General features: G+C 72.5%; 18 protein-coding genes. 12 read left to right on the top strand and 6 right to left on the bottom strand.

Translation table 11 applies throughout. From position 1 onward, the window contains the following. Positions 1-34: 34 nt before the first annotated feature. The 4 genes from ACP7CD_RS14250 to ACP7CD_RS14265 all read left to right on the top strand — a co-directional run bounded on the left by ACP7CD_RS14250 (position 35) and on the right by ACP7CD_RS14265 (position 4,463). Positions 35-1,450, top strand: a complete 1,416-nt coding sequence (locus ACP7CD_RS14250) for a sensor histidine kinase (protein WP_081615856.1) — start codon at positions 35-37, stop codon at positions 1,448-1,450. After that, positions 1,450-2,154 carry a response regulator transcription factor gene (locus tag ACP7CD_RS14255; RefSeq protein ID WP_017834787.1) on the top strand — a complete coding sequence of 235 codons (705 nt, stop codon included), beginning with the start codon at positions 1,450-1,452 and terminating at the stop codon, positions 2,152-2,154. The genes ACP7CD_RS14250 and ACP7CD_RS14255 overlap by 1 nt, the downstream gene beginning before the upstream one ends. Then, positions 2,151-3,053, top strand: coding sequence for a hypothetical protein (locus ACP7CD_RS14260; protein ID WP_426120481.1), 903 nt, complete (start codon positions 2,151-2,153; stop codon positions 3,051-3,053). Before ACP7CD_RS14255 ends, ACP7CD_RS14260 begins: the two co-directional genes overlap by 4 nt. A 69-nt stretch (positions 3,054-3,122) precedes the next feature. Continuing rightward, positions 3,123-4,463: an MFS transporter gene (locus ACP7CD_RS14265; protein WP_426120482.1), complete on the top strand. Its 1,341-nt coding sequence runs from the start codon at positions 3,123-3,125 to the stop codon at positions 4,461-4,463. Positions 4,464-4,510: 47 nt separating this feature from the next. Here ACP7CD_RS14265 and ACP7CD_RS14270 read toward each other — a convergent pair whose 3' ends face one another. Both ACP7CD_RS14270 and ACP7CD_RS14275 read right to left on the bottom strand, forming a co-directional pair. Beyond that, positions 4,511-5,542, bottom strand: coding sequence for an NAD-dependent epimerase/dehydratase family protein (locus ACP7CD_RS14270; protein ID WP_426120483.1), 1,032 nt, complete (start codon positions 5,540-5,542; stop codon positions 4,511-4,513). 27 nt (positions 5,543-5,569) lie between these two features. Then, entirely contained in the window at positions 5,570-5,833 is a 264-nt protein-coding gene (locus ACP7CD_RS14275; RefSeq protein ID WP_426120484.1) for a DUF3072 domain-containing protein, read from the bottom strand. A gap of 170 nt (positions 5,834-6,003) precedes the next feature. On the opposite strand from ACP7CD_RS14275, the gene ACP7CD_RS14280 reads away from it, so the two are divergent. Then, positions 6,004-6,540, top strand: a complete 537-nt coding sequence (locus ACP7CD_RS14280) for a hypothetical protein (RefSeq protein ID WP_017834782.1) — start codon at positions 6,004-6,006, stop codon at positions 6,538-6,540. Between the two features lie 4 nt (positions 6,541-6,544). Beyond that, complete coding sequence (locus ACP7CD_RS14285; protein WP_017834781.1) at positions 6,545-7,384, top strand: RibD family protein; 840 nt, start codon at positions 6,545-6,547, stop codon at positions 7,382-7,384. A 29-nt stretch (positions 7,385-7,413) separates the two neighbouring features. On the opposite strand, the gene bcp is transcribed toward ACP7CD_RS14285, so the two are convergent. The 3 genes from bcp to ACP7CD_RS14300 all read right to left on the bottom strand — a co-directional run bounded on the left by bcp (position 7,414) and on the right by ACP7CD_RS14300 (position 9,086). Then, complete coding sequence (bcp, locus tag ACP7CD_RS14290) at positions 7,414-7,881, bottom strand: thioredoxin-dependent thiol peroxidase (protein WP_426120485.1); 468 nt, start codon at positions 7,879-7,881, stop codon at positions 7,414-7,416. Between the two features lie 72 nt (positions 7,882-7,953). Then, positions 7,954-8,139, bottom strand: a complete 186-nt coding sequence (locus tag ACP7CD_RS14295; protein ID WP_095651226.1) for a hypothetical protein — start codon at positions 8,137-8,139, stop codon at positions 7,954-7,956. A 164-nt stretch (positions 8,140-8,303) separates the two neighbouring features. Then, entirely contained in the window at positions 8,304-9,086 is a 783-nt protein-coding gene (locus tag ACP7CD_RS14300) for an SDR family oxidoreductase (RefSeq protein ID WP_272026700.1), read from the bottom strand. A gap of 202 nt (positions 9,087-9,288) precedes the next feature. Here ACP7CD_RS14300 and uraD point away from each other — a divergent pair, with 202 nt between their 5' ends. The 5 genes from uraD to aceE all read left to right on the top strand — a co-directional run bounded on the left by uraD (position 9,289) and on the right by aceE (position 15,751). Further along, complete coding sequence (gene uraD / locus ACP7CD_RS14305) at positions 9,289-9,786, top strand: 2-oxo-4-hydroxy-4-carboxy-5-ureidoimidazoline decarboxylase (RefSeq protein ID WP_017834777.1); 498 nt, start codon at positions 9,289-9,291, stop codon at positions 9,784-9,786. Next, positions 9,783-10,109 carry a hydroxyisourate hydrolase gene (gene uraH, locus ACP7CD_RS14310; protein WP_017834776.1) on the top strand — a complete coding sequence of 109 codons (327 nt, stop codon included), beginning with the start codon at positions 9,783-9,785 and terminating at the stop codon, positions 10,107-10,109. Before uraD ends, uraH begins: the two co-directional genes overlap by 4 nt. A 73-nt stretch (positions 10,110-10,182) precedes the next feature. Further along, positions 10,183-11,094 (top strand): factor-independent urate hydroxylase, encoded by a 912-nt coding sequence (gene pucL / locus ACP7CD_RS14315; RefSeq protein WP_426120486.1) that lies wholly within the window; start codon positions 10,183-10,185, stop codon positions 11,092-11,094. A gap of 236 nt (positions 11,095-11,330) precedes the next feature. Beyond that, positions 11,331-12,890: a nucleobase:cation symporter-2 family protein gene (locus ACP7CD_RS14320; protein WP_115163485.1), complete on the top strand. Its 1,560-nt coding sequence runs from the start codon at positions 11,331-11,333 to the stop codon at positions 12,888-12,890. A 140-nt stretch (positions 12,891-13,030) separates the two neighbouring features. After that, on the top strand, positions 13,031-15,751 hold the full coding sequence (aceE, locus tag ACP7CD_RS14325) for a pyruvate dehydrogenase (acetyl-transferring), homodimeric type (protein WP_426120544.1): 2,721 nt from the start codon (positions 13,031-13,033) through the stop codon (positions 15,749-15,751). Positions 15,752-15,825: 74 nt separating this feature from the next. Here the strand turns inward: aceE and ACP7CD_RS14330 are convergent, their stop codons facing one another. Beyond that, positions 15,826-16,599, bottom strand: coding sequence for an IclR family transcriptional regulator (locus ACP7CD_RS14330; protein WP_272026697.1), 774 nt, complete (start codon positions 16,597-16,599; stop codon positions 15,826-15,828). Positions 16,600-16,782: 183 nt separating this feature from the next. Here ACP7CD_RS14330 and ACP7CD_RS14335 point away from each other — a divergent pair, with 183 nt between their 5' ends. Continuing rightward, positions 16,783-18,198: an NAD-dependent malic enzyme gene (locus ACP7CD_RS14335; protein ID WP_272026696.1), complete on the top strand. Its 1,416-nt coding sequence runs from the start codon at positions 16,783-16,785 to the stop codon at positions 18,196-18,198. Positions 18,199-18,263 lie beyond the last annotated feature (65 nt).

The raw sequence follows: 18,263 nt of genomic DNA on the forward strand, positions 1-18,263 counted from the left end.
GCGGCGACGACCCCCGCGACCGTAGCGTGAAGGCATGAGCACACCGCACGAGACCCGGCCCCTTCCACCCGTACCGTGGGGCAGCCCCGGCACCGATCCCGGCAGCGGTCGTGGGACCCCGGACGACGCCCCCCGCCCCGCAGGCGGTTCCCGGCCCGCGGGCCCCGCCGCCGGGGCCCGGTCCCGGGAGTGGGGACCGTGGTCCCCCAGGACCCTGTTCTTCGGCACCACCGACCTCGTGGTGGACGCCGCGCTCGGCACGCTGTGGCTGACGGCCCTCGTCTCCCTGGTCTCCGCCGGCTTCGCCTCGCTCGCCGCCCTGGTGGGCGTGGTCCTGCTCGTGGCCGCGATCTACGCGGTCCGCGGGATCGAGTGGGTCGAGCGCCGCCGCACGCAGGCGGCGTTCGGGCTGCACCTGCCTGGCCCGCGCCGGCGCCGCTCGCCCCGCACCGACGGCTGGCGGATCGTCCACCAGTGGTGGCTGGACGTCTCCGACGCCGCGTTCTGGACGGGACTGCTGCACCTGCTCCTCACCACGGTCCTGGGCTGGGTCGCCGTGGCGGCCCTGGCCGGCACCGGCGCCGCCGTCGCCCTGGCCTTCGCGCCGCTCTACGCGGCGCCGAACAACCCGCTCTGGCCCTCCGAGGTGGTCGGGACGTGGCCGGACTGGGCCGTGGTCCTGACCGGGATCACCCTGGCCCTCCTCGGGCTGCTCGTCGTGGTCCTCGCCGTGGCCGCGCACCGGGGCCTGTCCCGGCTGCTGCTCCGGGTGGACGAGGCGGCGGAGCTGCGCCGCCGGGCCGCCGAGGCCGCGGCCGCCCGCGAGACCGCCGTCCGCGGCGCCCGCACCGAGCGGTCCCGGATCGAACGGGATCTGCACGACGGCGTGCAGCCCCAGCTCGTGTCCGTGGCCATGAACCTGTCGATGGCCCAGCGCCGGATCGACCACGACCCCGCCGGGGCCAAGGACCTCATCGGGGAGGCGCACGCCACCACCAAGGCCGCGATCGCCGAGCTGCGCCGCCTGGCCCGGGGCTTCCACCCGGCGGTCCTGGAGGACCGGGGCCTCGATGCCGCCCTCTCCGCCGTGGCCGCCCAGTCCCCCGTCCCGGTCGCCGTGGACGTGCGGGTGCCGCGGCTGGCGCCGGAGACCGAGGCCGCCGTGTACTTCGCGGTCTCCGAGGGCATCGCCAACATCGTCAAGCACGCCCAGGCCGGCGCCGCGTCGGTGCGGGTGGGCCTCGAGACCGATCCCGCGGGAGGCACCCGCGTGGTCGCCCGGATCGCCGACGACGGCCGGGGCGGCGCCGTGGTGGTCCCCGGCGGCGGCCTGTCCGGGATCGCCGACCGGATCCGCTCCGCGGGCGGGCACTTCTTCCTCGACTCCCCCGCGGGCGGGCCGACCGAGCTGACCGTCGAGCTGCCGGTCGACCGGGGGGCGGGATCCTGATGCGCATCGTCATCGCCGAGGACGCCGTCCTCCTGCGCGCGGGCCTCGTCCGCCTGCTCACCGAGGCCGGCCACGAGGTGGTCGCCGACGTCGACACCGCGGAGGACCTGCTCCGGGCCGTCGAGGAGCACGAGCCGGACTTCGCCCTCGTGGACGTGCGGCTGCCGCCGACGTTCACGGACGAGGGCATCCGCGCCGCCGTCCTCGTCCGCTCCCAGCACCCGCGGATCGCGGTGCTCGTGCTCTCGCAGTACGTCGAGGAGCGCTACGCCTCGGAGCTCATCGCGTCCCGCCGGGACGGGCTGGGGTACCTGCTCAAGGACCGGGTCGCGGACGTCGACCAGTTCCTCGAGTCCGTGGAGACCGTGGGCGCGGGCGGTACCGTCCTGGACCCGGAGGTCGTCTCCCAGCTGCTCGTGCGCTCGCGGCACCGCCAGGACCTGGAGCTCCTCTCCCCGCGGGAGCACGAGGTGCTCGGGCTCATGGCCCAGGGGCTCTCCAACGCCTCGGTCGCCGCGAATCTCTTCCTCACCGAGTCCTCGGTGGAGAAGCACATCCGCTCCGTGTTCACCAAGCTGGGCCTCGCCCACGAGGACGGCGGCAACCGCCGCGTCCGTGCGGTCCTGCGCTACCTCGGCTACCCGGACCCCGGGCCCGGCCACACCCCGTCCGCAAACCCGTCCCACCAGGAGCACCGGCCATGAGCACCCACCCCGAGCACCCCGCCGCCCACGACTCCTCCCACGACGTCGTCAGCGACAACGAGCGCACGGCCTGGCTCGTCCCCACCGCCGTGCTCGGCGGCATCGGCGCCCTCCTCCTGCTGGGCGCCGGCGGCGCGACCGCCGCCGCGTCCCTGTCCGTCCAGGAGCACCGGGTGGACACCACCGTGACCGAGTCCGTGGACACGGTCGTGGTCGACGGCCGGTCGGCGGTCGTCGAGGTCGTGACGGCCGACGTCCCCGATCTGCGGGTGGAGTCCGTGTACGCCGGGTTCCGGCTCGAGAGCGCCCCCGAGCCCCGGGTCGAGGACGGCCGGCTGAGCATCGACGCCCTCCCGTCCCGCTCCTGGCCGGGCGCCGGCAGCGGGATGCACGTGCGGATCACCGTCCCGGCCGGGGACGAACCCGTGGACCTGCGGCTCTCCGGGGACGCCGGCGCCCTGAGCGTCGAGGGCGACTTCGGCGACGTCCGGCTCGACACGGAGGCCGGCGTGATCGAGGCGAGCGGCAGCGCCCGCACCCTGTGGGCGTCCTCGGAGGTCGGCGCCGTGGACCTCGACGGGATCCGGGTCCGCGAGGACCTGGACGTGCACACCGAGGTCGGGGCCACCGAGGTCCGGCTCGTGGGCGAGGCCCCGCGGCGCGTGGCCGTCACGACCCGGGCGGGGGCCGTCGAGGCCGCGGTCCCGGACGCCGACTGGTGGACCCCCGCGGTGGCCGGCGCGGACGACCGCGACCCCGAGGACCTGACGGCGGCCACCGTCTGCGCCGCCGTCCCCGACGACCGCCCCTGCCTGTACGTGGCCTCGGCCGTGGGCGCGGCGGAGATCACCTACGGCGGCCGGTCCGCCGCCCCTGGCAGCGGGGCGTCCGGGCGGTAGACTGGACCCTGTTGTCCGGGTCGGGCGCACCGGGAGGGGGGACGGTGCGCACATCCTCCGAGGACCCCTGTGAACCCCCTGACCACCCCTTCCACGGCCGAGCGCGCGGCCCGCGTGCCCGCCGCCCCGGCCCCCGCCGCGGAGCACCCCGCGGCCGCCCCGCACGACACCGGCCGCCGGACGACGCCCTCGTCCGGCGGCCGGTACGCCCGGCTCGTGCAGCTCGCCGGGCGCGACTTCCTGCCGATCGCCTTCGCGGCCCGCCTGCCCCTGGCCATGCTCACCGTCGGGGCGCTCACCCTCGCCACCGCCGTCAGCGGCTCCTACGTCGTCGGAGGGCTGGCCGCCGGCGCCGTCGGGGTGGGCTCGGCACTGGGCGGGCCCCTGATGGGCCACCTCGCCGACCGCCTGGGCCAGCGGGCCGTGCTGCTGGTCTCCGCCCTCGCCCACGCCGTGGCCATCGCGCTGCTGCTGGTCACCGCCTACGCTCCCGCGGGCCCGGACGCGCCGGCCGTGCCGCTGCTCGTCGGCGCGTCCCTGCTCGTGGGCGCCACCTGTCCCCAGGTCGGCCCGCTGGCCCGGGTGCGGTGGCGCGGCATGGTCGGCAGGAACCGGCGCGAGCTGGACACCGCCCTGTCCTACGAGTCCACCGCCGACGAGCTGACCTTCGTGCTCGGCCCCGCCCTGGTCGGTGTCCTGGCCTCCCTGGTCTCCCCCTGGTCCCCCTTCGTCCTCGCGGCCGTCCTGACCCTCACCATGGTCACGACCTTCGCCGTGCACCCCACGCGCCTGGCGGTCCCGGCCGTCTCGCGCGAGGACCGGCGCCGTGCGGCGGCCCGTCCCGTTCCCGTCCGGGAGCGGGTCCTCGTGCTGCTCCCCGTCCTGGGGATGGTGGCCATGGGCGCGTTCTTCGGCGCCGTGCAGAACGGTCTCAACGCCTTCGGCGGCGAGTTCGGCATCCAGAGCGCGACCGGTCTGCTCTACGCCGTGCTCGGCATCAGCTCGGCAGCCGCGGCCCTGTCGGTGGCGTGGTGGCCGCAGCGCTTCCCGCCCGCCTCCCGCTGGCTGGTCAGCTCCGGCGCCATGGCCGCCCTGAGCCTGCTGTTCCTGCTGCCGAGCGGGATCGGGGCGATGCTCGTGGTGCTGCTGCTCGCCGGTCTGCCGCTGGGACCCGCCATGGTCACGATCTACACCATCGGCGGGGACGTCGCCCGGCCGGAGCGGCTGGGCACGGTCATGACGATGCTCGCGAGCGGCGTGGTCCTCGGCTCCGCCGTGGGCGCGGCGTCGGCCGGGCTCCTGGCCGAGACCGCCGGGCACCGGGGCGCGTTCGCCGCCGCGGTCGGCGCGGCCTGCGCCATGGTGCTGATCAGCGCGGTGCTGGCCGTGCTCCGGCGCCGGGACCGCTGACCCGCGGGACGTCCGGTTCACGGACCCGCCCGGCGGGGCCGGCGCGGTCAGACCAGCGGCGACCGTGGCCGGTGCTCCCTGTTGCCCAGGCCCTCCCGGCCGGCCAGATGGTCGACGAGCTCCCGCAGCGCCTCGAGCGAGCTCACGGTCTCCGACCAGCCGGTGACCTCGCGGATGCGCGTGGTGTCCATGATCGGCACGGCGCCGGCGAGGTCGATCCAGCCGGGGTCGGTGGGCTGCAGCCGCAGCCGGTAGGTGATCGCCACGAGCGCGCGCACCAGGGCCGGCGGCACGGGCAGCACGCGCCGGGCGCCGAGCACCTGCGCCACGCCGTCGGCGCCGAGCACCGGCTCGGCGGCGACGTTGAACGCCCCGCCGGCCCGGTGCTGGACGACCCGCCAGAACGCGTCCGCGACGTCGTCGGTGTGCAGCGTCTGGAAGCGGAACTTCTCGGGGAACGGCAGCACGGGCAGGCGCAGCCGGGCGATGAGCTTCCTGGGCACGAGGGCGCCGAAGAAGTAGTCCCCGATCTCGGGGGCGGCGTCCGCCTGGAACAGGAAGCCGGGCCGCAGCCGGGTCACCACGATCCCGGGGTGGGCCTCCTCGAACCGGTTGAGCAGCGCCTCCGCCTCGGCCTTCTGCACGTTGTAGTGCGAGGTCTCGACCCCGCCGACCGGCCAGGACTCGTCCACGGCCCGGTCCTTGGGGCCGGGGCTGTAGGCGCCGAGCGAGGAGGGGTAGACGATCTGGGGCACGCCGGCGAGCACCACGGCGTCGAGCACGTGGACGAGGCCGTCCACGTTCGTCTCGTGCATCAGCGCGAAGTCCCGGTTCGGGCGGATGAGCCACACGAGGTGGATCACGGCGTCCGCGCCGGCCATGATCTCCGCCAGCGCCGCGGTGGACTCCTTCGCGGCGACGTCGACGGTGTGCCACTCCACGCCGTCGTAGGGCTCCCCGCCCCGCTCGGGCCCCTCGCGGGAGACCCCGACGATGTGGGTGACCTCCGGCGCGGCGTGCAGCCGGCGGAGCACCGCGGTGCCCACGTTGCCCGTGGCTCCCAGGACGACGATCTTCACGGTGCTCCCCCTCCGCCGGTGCAGGACCTACTGGTCCTGGACCCTGCCGCTCTCGCCCTGCAGGCGGTCGATGTGCTTGGACGCCTCGGCCTTGGTGAGGTCCGTCGGCAGCTCCTCGCCGGCCTCGCGGGCCAGGGTGTCGAGGTAGCTGCGCTGCGCGCTGGTCATCGGCTCCTCGCCGGTGGCCCACTCGTCCGGGTCGCGGTCGAGCCCGCTGCCCGGTTCGGGGCTGGAGGCGCCGATGGTCTGCTGCTCGTCGGGGTCCGGGGATCCGCTCGCGTTCTCAGTCATGCGCCCCATGATAGTCACATCCCTTATGGTTTCCGCCCGGCCCGGCGGCCCCGCACCCCGTCCCGCCGCACCCCTCCTGCCGCGAGGGGGACGGAGTCAGTAGGCTGGTGGCCCCGGGGAGATCCGTACTGGGCCCCGGCGACGCCCTTCCCACGAGCGAGGAGTAGCAGATGAGCGAGCAGCCGCCCACCGGCCCGAACGGCGCCGCGGGCGCCGGAGTCCGATCCGACAAGCTCGAGGCCTACATGCTCGGGCACTACATGGGGGCCCTCTCCGGGGTGCGGCTCTTCGACGAGGCGGCCACCACGTGGGCCGGCACCCCCTACGAGGGCCGGTTCGCGGCGTTCGTCGACGAGATCAAGGACGACATCGGCCGCCTCGAGGCGATGATCGACCGTCTGGGCTCCGGCCGGCGCACGGTGGCCAAGGGGCTCGGAACCGTCACCGGCATTGCCTCCCGGCTCAATCCGCTGAGCCGGATCCGGGAGCGGACCGGCATCGCCGCCCACGGTGAGCTCGAGATGCTGCAGTCCCTGGTGGTCGCCAAGCGCAGCATGTGGGTCACGCTCCTGGAGCTCGCCCCCGCCGAGCCGCGCCTCGACGCCGAGGAGCTGAGGACCCTCGAGGCCGGGGCCGCCGACCAGTACGACCGCCTGCGGGCCATCGCCGCGGAGACGGCACGGGACCGGTTCCTCGCCCGGGACTGACCCCGTGACCGAAGCCGTGACCGACAGCTCCGCGCCCCGCGGCACCGGGGCCGCCCCACCGCCCGCGGACGACGACGCCTCCGGCCCGGCCGCCCCGGACGCCTCCCCCGCCGCCGCCTGGGAGGCGCTGCTCGCCGGCCGGACCGGCCCCGTTCCGCCGCCGGGGGCGGAGCTCGTCGAACGCTACGGACCGCTCGTGGCGCACCGGGGCCCCCTCGTCCTCGCCCAGCTGGGACAGAGCCTGGACGGGTTCATCGCCTCGCGCACCGGGCACGCCGAGTTCGTGACCGGCCCGGAGGACCGGGAGCACCTGCACCGGTTGCGCGCACTCGTGGAGGCCGTGGTCGTGGGCGTCGGCACCGTGGTCGCCGACGACTGCCGGCTGACCGTCCGCGCCGTGCCCGGCCCCCATCCCACCCGGGTGGTCCTGGACCCCTCGGCGCGCGCCCCTCTGACCTCGGCCGTGCTCACGGACGGAGCCGCGCCCACGCTGTGGGTCGTGGGCGAGGACGCGGACGCGCCCACGGCGCCGGCGCCGCACGTCGCGGTGCTGCGGGTGCCCGTGGGCGAGCACGGGCTGGCACCCCGGGCCGTGCTCGAGGCGCTGGCCCGGCGGGGCCTGCGGCGGGTGCTCGTGGAGGGCGGCGGGCGCACCGTCTCGGGGTTCCTCGCGGCCGGGACGCTGCACCGTCTCTACCTCACCACCGCGCCCATGCTCATCGGGGACGGGGTGCCCGGCATCCGGTTCCCCGGCGCGGACCACCTCTCCGGGGCGCTGCGCGCCCCGGTGCGCCGCTTCGTGCTCGGCGACGACCTCTGCACCGAGCTGACCTTCCGGGCCTGAGCCCATCCGGGTCCGACGACCGGTGCGGCTCAGGCGCCCAGCCGCTCCCGCAGGCTCTTGACGTGGCCCTCGGCCTGGACGTTGTACTCCGCGGAGCTCACGGTGCCGTCCTGCTCGATGACGAAGGTCGAGCGGAGCGGGCCGGTCCGGGTCTCCCCGTTGACCGTCTTCTCCCCCCAGGCACCCCATGCCCGGGCGGCCTGACCGTCGGGGTCGGAGAGCAGCCGGTAGGGAAGGCGGTACTCCTCGGCGAATCGGGACAGGGTCTCGGGGTCGTCCCCGGAGACCCCGAGCACGGTGTAGCCCAGGTGCTGGAGCGAGGCGAGGCTGTCCCGGAAGTCGCACGCCTCGGAGGTGCAGCCGGGGGTGAAGGCCTTGGGATAGAAGTAGACGATCACCTTGTGGTCGCGCAGCTCGGAGAGCCGGACCTGCTGTCCTTCGTGGTCGGTCAGTGCGAGGTCGGGGGCCTGCCGGCCGGTCCGGATCTGCTGGGTCATGGGTTCTCCTCGAGGGGTGGATCGGTGGAGCGAGCCGGCGCGCTGGTCTGCACCGGCTCCTGGAGGACGTGGTTACGGGAGGCGTCGAGCGGCCGCGCGGCCCACCATCGCGCCCACGCAGGCCGAGGACACCGCGAGCGCCCACAGCGGTGCGGTCCGCCGGTGCCGGTGCAGCGGGCGGCTGAGGTCCGGGTCGCAGTCGATGGCGGTGTAGTCGAAGAAGATCGCGGGTGCGGGCGACGGCGCGGTGTGGTTCACGGGTTCCTCCAGGATTCGTACTATGGAATCAAGTTTCCACAATATGAAATTAGTGCCTCCTGGGGCGCTCGTCAAGAGGGATCGCGAGAACGGGCGCCCCCCGGAGACAGTGTCGCGGAGACAGCGTCGCGGAGGTCCCCGGCGCGGAGTGCGGCACCGATCCGTCAGCCGCGGCCGGCGAATGGCATCCCCGAGGCGGTCAGCACGAGCGAGTTCACCGTGGCGGAGGCGGGCAGCTCGGCCATCATCAGCACCGCCCGCCCCACCTCTTCGACGGGGAAGCTCGGTTCCGGTCGCAGCGTGCCGTCGGCCTGCAGGGCGCCACCGTCCGTGCCCAGGCCCGCCAGCAGCTCCGTGGCCGCGTTGCCGATGTCGATCTGCCCGCAGGTGATGCCGTAGGGGCGCCCGTCCAGGTCCAGGGACCGGGTGAGGCCGGTGACGGCGTGCTTGCTCGCGGTGTAGGCCGCGGACAGGGGCCGGGGCGCGTGCGCGGAGATCGAGCCGTTGTTGATGATCCGCCCACCCCGGGGCTGCTGCCGCTTCATGATCCGGACGGCCTGCGCCGAGCACAGGAACGTGCCGGTGAGGTTGACCTCCAGGGTGCGCTGCCACTCCGCGGGATCGATCTCGTCCGCCCCGCCGCGGGGCCCGAACGTGCCCGCGTTGTTGAACAGGACGTCGATCCGCCCGGTCAGCTCCTCGATCTCCCGGAAGGCCGAGGCCACGCTCTCGGCGTCGGCCACATCCACCGGGACGATCCGGGCGCCCGGCGCCCCGGCGGCGGCCTCCTCCAGGGCGGCACGCCGCCGGCCGGCCAGCACCACCACCCACCCGGCCGCCAGGAAGGCGCGCGCCACCGCGCGGCCGATCCCCGAACCGGCTCCCGTCACCACGAGCACCTTGTCCTCCGCACCCGGACCGCCGTGCCGATCCCCTGCTCCATCCATGACGTTCCTTCCGCACTCCCTCGGCATGGCCGCAATCCTCCTGCCCCGCGGTGAAACCGAAGTTTCACTCCCGGCATCTCTCTGCAAAAAATCAGTAACACAAGGATGCGACCATTGACTTCCAGCTTGTGAGCCAGTTCACTATACGTAGTGAAAGTTTTCTTCCACATTACGGAATACAGAGAGGTGACAGGCACACTCCATGAAGCTCACCGCGTTCAACTCCCTCAACAGGACCCAGGCGGCCGAGGTCGTCCGTCCGGCGCTCGACATCCCGCGCTGGGTGGAGGCCGTGGTCGACGCCCGGCCCTACGCCCACCATGATGCCCTGCTCAGCACGGCCCGGACGGCCGCGAAACCGTTCGGCGCCGAGGAGATCGAGAGAGCCCTGTCCCACCACCCTCGCATCGGCGAACGGGCCGAGGGCGACCACGCGGAGGCCGGGCTGTCGCGAGCGGAGCAGTCCGCGGTCGACCCCACGGACACCGACGTCCAGCAGCGCCTGCGCGAGGGCAACCTCGCCTACGAGGAGCGGTTCGGCCAGGTGTTCCTCATCCGCGCCGCCGGGCGCACACCCGAGGAGATCCTCGACCAGCTCTCCACCCGCATGGACAACGACCCCGGGACGGAGCAGGCCGTGGTCGCCGACCAGCTGCGCCAGATCGCCCTCCTCCGACTCGAAGGACTCGTCACCCCATGAGCTACGTCACCGCCCACGTCCTCGACTCCGTCACCGGCACCCCCGCCCAGGGGATCGCCGTGGCCCTCGAGGCCGCCGACGGCACCTCCATCGCGACCGCCGAGACCAACGCCGACGGACGCGTGCCCGAACTGGGCCCAGAGACCCTGGAATCCGGCGACTACCGGATCACCTTCGCCACGGGACAGTACTTCGCCGGCCGGAACCAGCCGACGTTCTACCCGTTCGTGACGGTGAACTTCACGGTGCAGGCCGAGGAGAGGCACTACCACGTGCCGCTCCTGCTGAGCCCGTTCGCCTTTTCCACCTACCGGGGCAGTTGACCCAGGAGTCGACGGGTCAGCCCGTCTTCGACCGCCCCGATCAGCAGAAACCTCGAGTGCAAGGAGAAACGTCATGACCGACGTCATCACCGAGAAGACCACGGACACCGTCGTCCTGGGCAAGAACCAGTACGGCCAGGCCGAGAACCACGTGGTGCGCATCAACCGCGACACCGACCGCCACGAGATCCGCGACCTCGTGGTCACCTCGCAGCTGCGCGGCGACCTGGAGGAGGTGCACACCCTCGGCGACAACGCCCACTGCGTGCCCACGGACACGCAGAAGCAGACCGTGTTCGCCTTCGCCCAGCAGTACGGGATCGAGTCCCCCGAGCAGTTCCTGCTCAAGCTCGCCGACCACTTCACCGGCGAGTTCGAGTGGATCACCGGTGGTCGCTGGGCGGCCCAGGAGTACGCGTGGAACCGCATCAACGACCACGACCACTGCTTCGTGCAGCACAAGGACGAGGTGCGCACCGCGGTGGTCGTCGCCGACGGCGAGGAGCGCACGGTGATCTCCGGGTTCAAGGACCTCACGGTCCTGAAGTCCACGCAGTCCGGCTTCACGGGCTACCCGAAGGACAAGTACACGGTCCTGCCCGAGACCGAGGACCGGATCATGTCCACGGACGTGGCCACCCGGTGGCGCTACAACACCACCGACGTGGACTACGACGCCGTCTACGAGAACGTCAAGAAGATCATCCTGACCAAGTTCACCGACCACTACTCCAAGGCCCTGCAGGAGACCCTCTACCTGATGGGCAAGGCTGTCATCGAGGCCCACCCGGAGATCGACGAGATCAAGTTCTCGTGCCCGAACAAGCACCACTTCGTGTACGACCTCGGCTTCTGCGGCCTCGAGAACGACAAGGAGACCCACTGGGCGGCCGACCGCCCCTACGGACTCATCGAGGCCACGATCCAGCGCAAGGGAGCCGCGGAGAACGAGTCCGCCTGGATGGGCATCGCAGGCTTCTGCTGAGCACCGCACTCCCCGGTGCCGCCCACGGCGGCACCGGCCGGGGTCCGTCGTCGTCCGTGCGCGACGACGGCGGACCCCCGCACCCTCCTGCGGGCGGCGCCCACGCTGCCGGCTCACCCGGCGCCCCGCGGCGCCCACCGCGCATCGCGCACCTCTCCACCTCCTCGCTCCGCCCCGGTCCCGCCCCTTCGCCGGCACCGGGTCTCTCCCGTCACCAGGATCCTTAGGAGAACACCATGGCCAGGTCACGCACCGCCGAGCCGCCCACCACCACCCGCGCCCGCCCCGAGGACGAGTACCTCGGCGCGGGCGCCAGCCTCGGCTACGGGCTGCAGCACGTGCTCACCATGTACGGCGGCATCATCGCCCCGCCGCTCATCATCGGCGGGGTCGCCGGCATGACCCCGCAGGAGCAGGGTCTGCTCATCGCGGCCTCGCTGTTCGTGGGCGGACTCGCCACGGTCCTGCAGTCCTGGGGCCTCAAGTTCTTCGGCTCGCAGCTGCCGCTCGTGCAGGGCACCTCCTTCGCCGGCGTGGCCACCATGACCGCGATCGTCCAGAGCGGCGGCGGCATCCAGGCCGTCTTCGGCGCCGTCATCGTCGCCTCGGTCGTCGGCTTCCTCATCACACCGTTCTTCGTGAGCATCATCCGCTTCTTCCCGCCGGTCGTCACCGGCGTGGTGATCACGTCCATCGGCCTCACGCTGTTCCCGGTGGCGGCCCGGTGGGCCATGGGCGGCAACGCGCAGTCCCCCGAGTACGGCTCGGTCGGCAACATCGCCCTGGCCGGCCTGACCCTGCTGATCATCATGCTGCTCTCCAAGCTGGGCAGCGCCGCCATCTCCCGGCTCTCCATCCTCATCGGCCTGGTGCTCGGCACGGCCGCGGCCGCGGCGCTGGGCATGGCGGACTTCAGCCAGGTGCTCAGCGGCGACATCTTCGCCGTCCCGCAGCCGCTGGCCTTCGGTCCCCCCGTGTTCGAGGTGGCGGCCATCCTCTCGATGTTCATCGTCATCCTCGTGACCCTCACCGAGACCACCGCCGACATCATCGCGGTCGGCGAGATCGTCGACACGAAGGTCGACAAGAAGCGCATCGCCGACGGCCTGCGCGCGGACATGGCCTCCTCCGCCCTGGCCCCCCTCTTCAACGGCTTCACCCAGAGCGCCTTCGCCCAGAACGTGGGGCTCGTGGCCATCACCGGCGTCAAGAGCCGCTTCGTGGTCACGGCCGGCGGCCTCATCCTCGTGACCCTCGGCCTGCTGCCCGTGCTCGGGCGGGTCGTCGCGGCGGTCCCGCCGCCCGTGCTCGGCGGGGCCGGCATCGTGCTCTTCGGCAGCGTGGCCGCCTCCGGCATCCGCACCCTGGCGAAGGTGGACTTCGGCAACGGCGCCAACCTGATCATCGTGGCCACCTCCCTCGGGTTCGGCATGCTGCCCATCGCCGTGCCCGAGATCTACGCGAACTTCCCGGCCTGGTTCGAGACGATCTTCCACTCCGGCATCAGCTCGGCGGCCGTGATGGCGATCCTGCTCAACATCCTGTTCAACGAGTTCCGCGCCGGCAATCCACCGCGCGGCACCGGCTCCGTCTTCGCCAACGCCCCGGTGCGCGCGGTGCGCTACGAGAGCATCGAGCACCTGCAGGACCACCTCCAGGAGGGCGACACGGTCAGGAACGGCAAGCTCGTGGACTGCGACGGCAACGAGGTGCCCGTCATCACCGCCGCCGGCGAGATCATCGACACCAGGGTCTGCAAGCCCCAGGACGGCTCCGGCGGCTCGTCCGCACACTGACCCGCCCGCGAACCTCCACCGGTCTTCTGCGGCGCCGGGGATCCCGGCGCCGCAGGAGGCCGGTCGGACGTGCCTCTCCCCCACCCCTGACTTTCTCCACCCATGACCCCTGAGAAAGAGTTGACGTGACCCCTGAGCACATGGTTGAACACCGCAACCGGCCGACCCCCGAGGCCCCGGACAGCACATCGGCCGCGGCCGCGCAGTGGCTGGGTTCCTTCGAGGACCTCGTCGAGAAGCAGGTGCGGGAGCGGACGCAGTACCTCCTGCAGTCGTCGGCACCACGACCCGGGTCCGCGGGCCCGGCCGCGCCGACGGTCACCACGGACTACGTGAACACGATCCCCGTGGACCAGGAGCCGGAGTTCCCCGGCGACGAGGAGATCGAGCGCACCTACCGCCGCTGGCTGCGCTGGAACGCCGCCGTGATGGTGCACCGGGCCCAGCGCCCCGAGATCGGCGTGGGCGGACACATCTCCACCTACGCCGGCGCGGCCACCCTCTACGAGGTGGGCTTCAACCACTTCTTCCGCGGCCCCGACCATCCCGGCGGCGGGGACCAGGTCTTCTTCCAGGGCCACGCCTCCCCGGGCATGTACGCCCGGGCGTTCCTGGAGGGGCGGCTCACCGAGGAGCAGCTGGACGGGTTCCGGCAGGAGAAGTCCAAGGGCAGCAACGGCATCCCGTCCTATCCGCACCCCCGGTCCATGCCGGACTTCTGGCAGTTCCCCACGGTCTCGATGGGCATCGGGCCGATGAACGCGATCTACCAGGCGCAGTTCAACCACTACCTGCACCACCGCGGGATCAAGGACACCTCCGAGCAGCAGGTCTGGGCGTTCCTGGGCGACGGCGAGATGGACGAGCCGGAGTCGCGCGGGCTGCTGCAGCTGGCCGCCAACGAGAAGCTGGACAACCTCAACTTCGTGATCAACTGCAACCTGCAGCGCCTGGACGGGCCGGTGCGCGGCAACGGCAAGATCGTCCAGGAGCTGGAGGCCTTCTTCCGCGGGGCGGGCTGGAACGTGGTCAAGGTGCTGTGGGGACGGGAGTGGGACCCCCTGCTGGCGGCCGACACGAACGGCGAGCTGGTCCGGGTCATGAACGAGACCCTCGACGGGGACTACCAGACCTTCAAGGCGGAGTCCGGCGGGTTCGTCCGCGACCACTTCTTCGGCCGGTCCACCACCACCAAGGAGCTCGTCGCGGACATGACCGACGACGAGATCTGGGCCCTCAAGCGGGGCGGCCACGACTATCGGAAGGTCTACGCCGCCTACCGGGCAGCCACCGAGTTCCGGGGCAAGCCCACGGTGGTGCTCGCGATGACGGTGAAGGGCTACGGCCTGGGCGCCTCCTTCGAGGCGCGCAACGCGACCCACCAGATGAAGAAGCTGACCCTGGAGGACCTCAAGGCCTTCCGCGATCTCTTGCGCATCCCGGTCACCGACGAGCAGATCGACGACGACCTCTACGGCGCCCCGTACTACCACCCCGGCCCCGACGCCCCGGAGATCCGGTACCTTCTCGAGCGGCGCAAGGAGCTGGGCGGAGGCCTGCCCGTGCGCCGAGCCCGGCACGCACCCGTGGTGCTGCCCGGCGACGACGCCTACCGGTCCGGCAAGAAGGGCTCGGGCAAGCAGATGGCGGCCACCACCATGGCCTTCGTGCGCGTCCTGCGGGATCTCATGCGGAGCAAGGACTTCGGCCACCGGATCGTGCCCATCGTCCCCGACGAGGCCCGCACCTTCGGCATGGACTCGTTCTTCCCCACGGCGAAGATCTACAACCCCAACGGGCAGAACTACCTCTCCGTGGACCGCGAGCTCATGCTGGCCTACAAGGAGTCCCCGCAGGGCGTCCTGCTCCACCCGGGGATCAACGAGGCCGGCGCCGTGGCGGCGTTCACCGCCGCCGGCACCTCCTACGCCACCCACGGCGAGCCCATGGTGCCGTTCTACATCTTCTACTCGATGTTCGGCTTCCAGCGCACCGGCGACTCCTTCTGGGCCGCCGCCGACCAGATGACCCGCGGGTTCATCATCGGGGCCACCGCCGGGCGCACGACCCTGACCGGCGAGGGCCTCCAGCACGCCGACGGCCACTCCCCCGTGCTCGCCGGCACGAACCCGGCGGTCCGCAGCTACGACCCCGCCTACGGCTACGAGATCGCCCACATCGTCCGGCACGGCATCGAGCAGATGTACGGCCCGGACTCGGCGGACCCGAACGTCATGTACTACCTGACGGTCTACAACGAGCCGTACCAGCAGCCGGCCGAGCCGGAGGACGTCGACGTCGAGGGCATCCTGGGCGGCATCCACCGCATCGCCCGCTCCGCGCACCCCGGTCCCAAGGTCCAGCTGCTCGGCTCGGGCGTGTCGGTGCCGTGGGCGCTCCAGGCCCAGCAGGTCCTGGCCGAGGAGTGGGGGGTCTCCGCGGACGTGTGGTCGGTGACCTCCTGGAACGAGCTGCGCCGCGACGGCCTGGCCGCCGAGCAGGAGGCGTTCCGCAACCCGGCAGCACCGCGCCGCGTGCCCTTCGTGACCCAGCAGCTCGCCGGGGCGGAAGGGCCCGTCATCGCCTCCACGGACTTCGTCTCGGAGCTGCCGGACCGGATCCGGCAGTACCTGCCGAACGACTTCGCCACCCTGGGCGCCGACGACTTCGGCTTCTCGGACACCCGCGCCGCGGCCCGGCGCTGGTTCGGGATCGACGTGCACTCCATCGTGGTGCGGGCGCTGCAGATGCTCGCCGACCGCGGCGAGGTGGACACCGCGGCCCCGACCCAGGCCGTCGAGCGCTACCGCCTGGACGACGTCACCGCCGGCACCACCGGCAACGCGGGCGGCGACGCCTGATCCCGCACCCGCCTCCGACAGCGAAGCCCGCCGGCCCCTCGGGGGCCGGCGGGCGTCGTCGTCGCGCCCCGAAGTCAGGCCTTGACGGGCATCAGCTCGGCGGCGATCGCCTCGGCCGCCCGGCGCAGCACGGGCACGGCCCGGCGGCCGAACTCCTCGTCCACCCGGGACACCGGTCCGGAGACGGAGATCGCCGTGGGGGTCGGCGCCCCGGGCACGGCCATCGCGTAGCAGCGCACGCCGAGCTCGGTCTCCTCGTCGTCGATCGCGTAGCCGCGCTCCCGGATCCGGTCGAGGTCCGCGAAGAGCTCCTCGAGGGTCCCGATGCTCTTGGGCGTGGGCGTGGCCATGCCCGCCGCGCCCACGATGGCACGGACCCGTTCGTCCGGCAGGGTGGCGAGCATGGCCTTGCCCACACCGGTGTCGTGGGTGTCGGCCCGGCGGCCCACCTCCGTGAACATGCGCATGGACCGGTTGGACTGGGCCTGGGCGATGTAGACGACCTCCTGGCCGTCGAGCACGGCCATGTTCGCCGACTCGCCGAGCTCGGCCACCAGCTCGTCCAGACGCGAACGGGCCGCCGAACCGAACTGCCGCCCGGCGGCCTCCCCCAGCAGGATCAGCCGCGGCCCCAGCGCGTAGTTGCGGTTGGGGAGCTGACGGACGTAGCCGGAGGGCACCAGCGTGCGCAGCAGCCGGTGGATGGTGGGCAGCGGAAGCTTCACGGCGGCGGAGAGCTCGCTGAGCGACATCTCCCCACCGGCCGCGGTGATCACCTCGAGGAGCTCGAAAACGCGTTCCACCGATTGCACCCCGCCCGAACCGGCTCGTGTGGTCGTCGTGGTCATGGCCATCTCCCGTCGGTATAGCCCGGCCGCCTCGTGCGCCGGGCGAGATCTCGGCGGCCGGATCCGTGACAGGTGTCACGAAAGATCCTTGCCAACCTCGGCTGGCTCCCATAATATCCATAATACGAAAGTTTCATTCCACGATGCGACTGAAATGGTCGCACCACAGCCCTTGGAGGAACCATGGCCACGCCCAGTCCCGGATACTCGATGATCCTGCGTGTGGAGGCCCCGGCAGGCCTCACCGTCACCAGCGAGCTCGCCACCGCCGCCGCTCGGGCCGGCGCGGCCGTGACCGCCCTCGACATCGTGGAGTCCCACGCAGACCACGTCGTCGTCGACGTCAGCTGCAACGTCTCCGACGCCTCCCACCGCGACGAGGTGCGCGACTCCCTCGAGGCGCTCGACGGCGTCCAGGTGCGCAAGATCAGCGACCGCACGTTCCTGATCCACCTCGGCGGCAAGATCGAGGTCACCCCCCGTGTCTCGCTGCGCAACCGTGACGACCTCTCCCGCGCCTACACCCCCGGCGTGGCCCGGGTCTGCATGGCCATCCACGACAACCCCGAGGACGCCCGGCGGCTGACGATCAAGCGCAACACGGTGGCCGTGGTCACCGACGGCACCGCGGTGCTCGGCCTGGGCGACATCGGCCCCGCCGCCGCCCTGCCGGTCATGGAGGGCAAGGCCGCCCTGTTCAAGGCGTTCGCCGGCGTGGACGCGTGGCCGGTCTGCCTCGACACGACGGACACCGACGAGATCGTGCGCATCGTCAAGGCCATGGCACCCGTCTACGGCGGGATCAACCTCGAGGACATCGCGGCCCCGCGCTGCTTCGAGATCGAGGCCCGGCTCCGCGAGGAGCTCGACATCCCGGTCTTCCACGACGACCAGCACGGCACCGCGATCGTGGCCCTGGCCGCGCTGTTCAACGCCCTGCGCGTGGTGGACAAGCAGATCGGCGACATCAAGGTCGTGGTCTCCGGGGTGGGCGCCGCAGGGCACGCCATCATCCAGCTCCTCAAGGCCCAGGGGGTGCAGGACATCATCGCCTGCTCCCGCAAGGGCGCCATCCGCCGCGGGGAGAGCTACGACGACCCGCACCGGCAGTGGATCGCCGAGAACACCAACGAGACCGGGTTCTCCGGCTCGCTCAAGGAGGCCGTGGTGGGCAGCGACGTCTTCATCGGCGTCTCCGCCCCCGACCTGCTCGACGGGGCCGACGTGGCCGCCATGAACGACCGCGCGATCGTCTTCGCCATGGCCAACCCCGACCCCGAGATCGATCCGGGCGTCGCCGCGGAGCACGCCGCGGTGGTCGCGACCGGCCGCTCGGACTTCCCGAACCAGATCAACAACGTCCTGGCCTTCCCGGGCCTGTTCCGCGGCCTGCTCGACGCCGGGGCATCCGACATCACCACCGACATGCTGGTCGCCGCCGCACAGGCCATCGCCGACTGCGTGGCCGAGGACGAGCTCAACGCGAGCTACATCGTCCCCAGTGTCTTCGACCAGCACGTGGCACCGGCCGTGGCCGAGGCCGTGCAGCAGGCGGCCCAGCAGGACACCCGTCAGCTCGCACCGGTGGCCGCCCGCTAGCAGCGCGGCACCGAGTCCGCACCACCGGGCGTCGCCGCCCGGCACCACGGGCGGCGACGCCCACC

This window comes from Kocuria sp. LHG3120 (genome assembly GCF_049897445.1).
GTDB lineage: Bacteria > Actinomycetota > Actinomycetes > Actinomycetales > Micrococcaceae > Kocuria > Kocuria rosea.

What these genes read in the sequence shown, in the direction of transcription:
- uraD (WP_017834777.1), top strand. Translation starts at nt 9,289, where the DNA reads ATGAAGCTCACCGCGTTCAACTCCCTCAACAGGACCCAGGCGGCCGAG.
- ACP7CD_RS14300 (WP_272026700.1), bottom strand. Translation starts at nt 9,086, where the DNA reads ATGGATGGAGCAGGGGATCGGCACGGCGGTCCGGGTGCGGAGGACAAG.
- ACP7CD_RS14335 (WP_272026696.1), top strand. Translation starts at nt 16,783, where the DNA reads ATGGCCACGCCCAGTCCCGGATACTCGATGATCCTGCGTGTGGAGGCC.
- ACP7CD_RS14250 (WP_081615856.1), top strand. Translation starts at nt 35, where the DNA reads ATGAGCACACCGCACGAGACCCGGCCCCTTCCACCCGTACCGTGGGGC.
- uraH (WP_017834776.1), top strand. Translation starts at nt 9,783, where the DNA reads ATGAGCTACGTCACCGCCCACGTCCTCGACTCCGTCACCGGCACCCCC.
- ACP7CD_RS14275 (WP_426120484.1), bottom strand. Translation starts at nt 5,833, where the DNA reads ATGACTGAGAACGCGAGCGGATCCCCGGACCCCGACGAGCAGCAGACC.
- ACP7CD_RS14260 (WP_426120481.1), top strand. Translation starts at nt 2,151, where the DNA reads ATGAGCACCCACCCCGAGCACCCCGCCGCCCACGACTCCTCCCACGAC.
- ACP7CD_RS14330 (WP_272026697.1), bottom strand. Translation starts at nt 16,599, where the DNA reads ATGACCACGACGACCACACGAGCCGGTTCGGGCGGGGTGCAATCGGTG.
- aceE (WP_426120544.1), top strand. Translation starts at nt 13,031, where the DNA reads ATGGTTGAACACCGCAACCGGCCGACCCCCGAGGCCCCGGACAGCACA.
- pucL (WP_426120486.1), top strand. Translation starts at nt 10,183, where the DNA reads ATGACCGACGTCATCACCGAGAAGACCACGGACACCGTCGTCCTGGGC.
- ACP7CD_RS14320 (WP_115163485.1), top strand. Translation starts at nt 11,331, where the DNA reads ATGGCCAGGTCACGCACCGCCGAGCCGCCCACCACCACCCGCGCCCGC.
- ACP7CD_RS14280 (WP_017834782.1), top strand. Translation starts at nt 6,004, where the DNA reads ATGAGCGAGCAGCCGCCCACCGGCCCGAACGGCGCCGCGGGCGCCGGA.
- bcp (WP_426120485.1), bottom strand. Translation starts at nt 7,881, where the DNA reads ATGACCCAGCAGATCCGGACCGGCCGGCAGGCCCCCGACCTCGCACTG.
- ACP7CD_RS14255 (WP_017834787.1), top strand. Translation starts at nt 1,450, where the DNA reads ATGCGCATCGTCATCGCCGAGGACGCCGTCCTCCTGCGCGCGGGCCTC.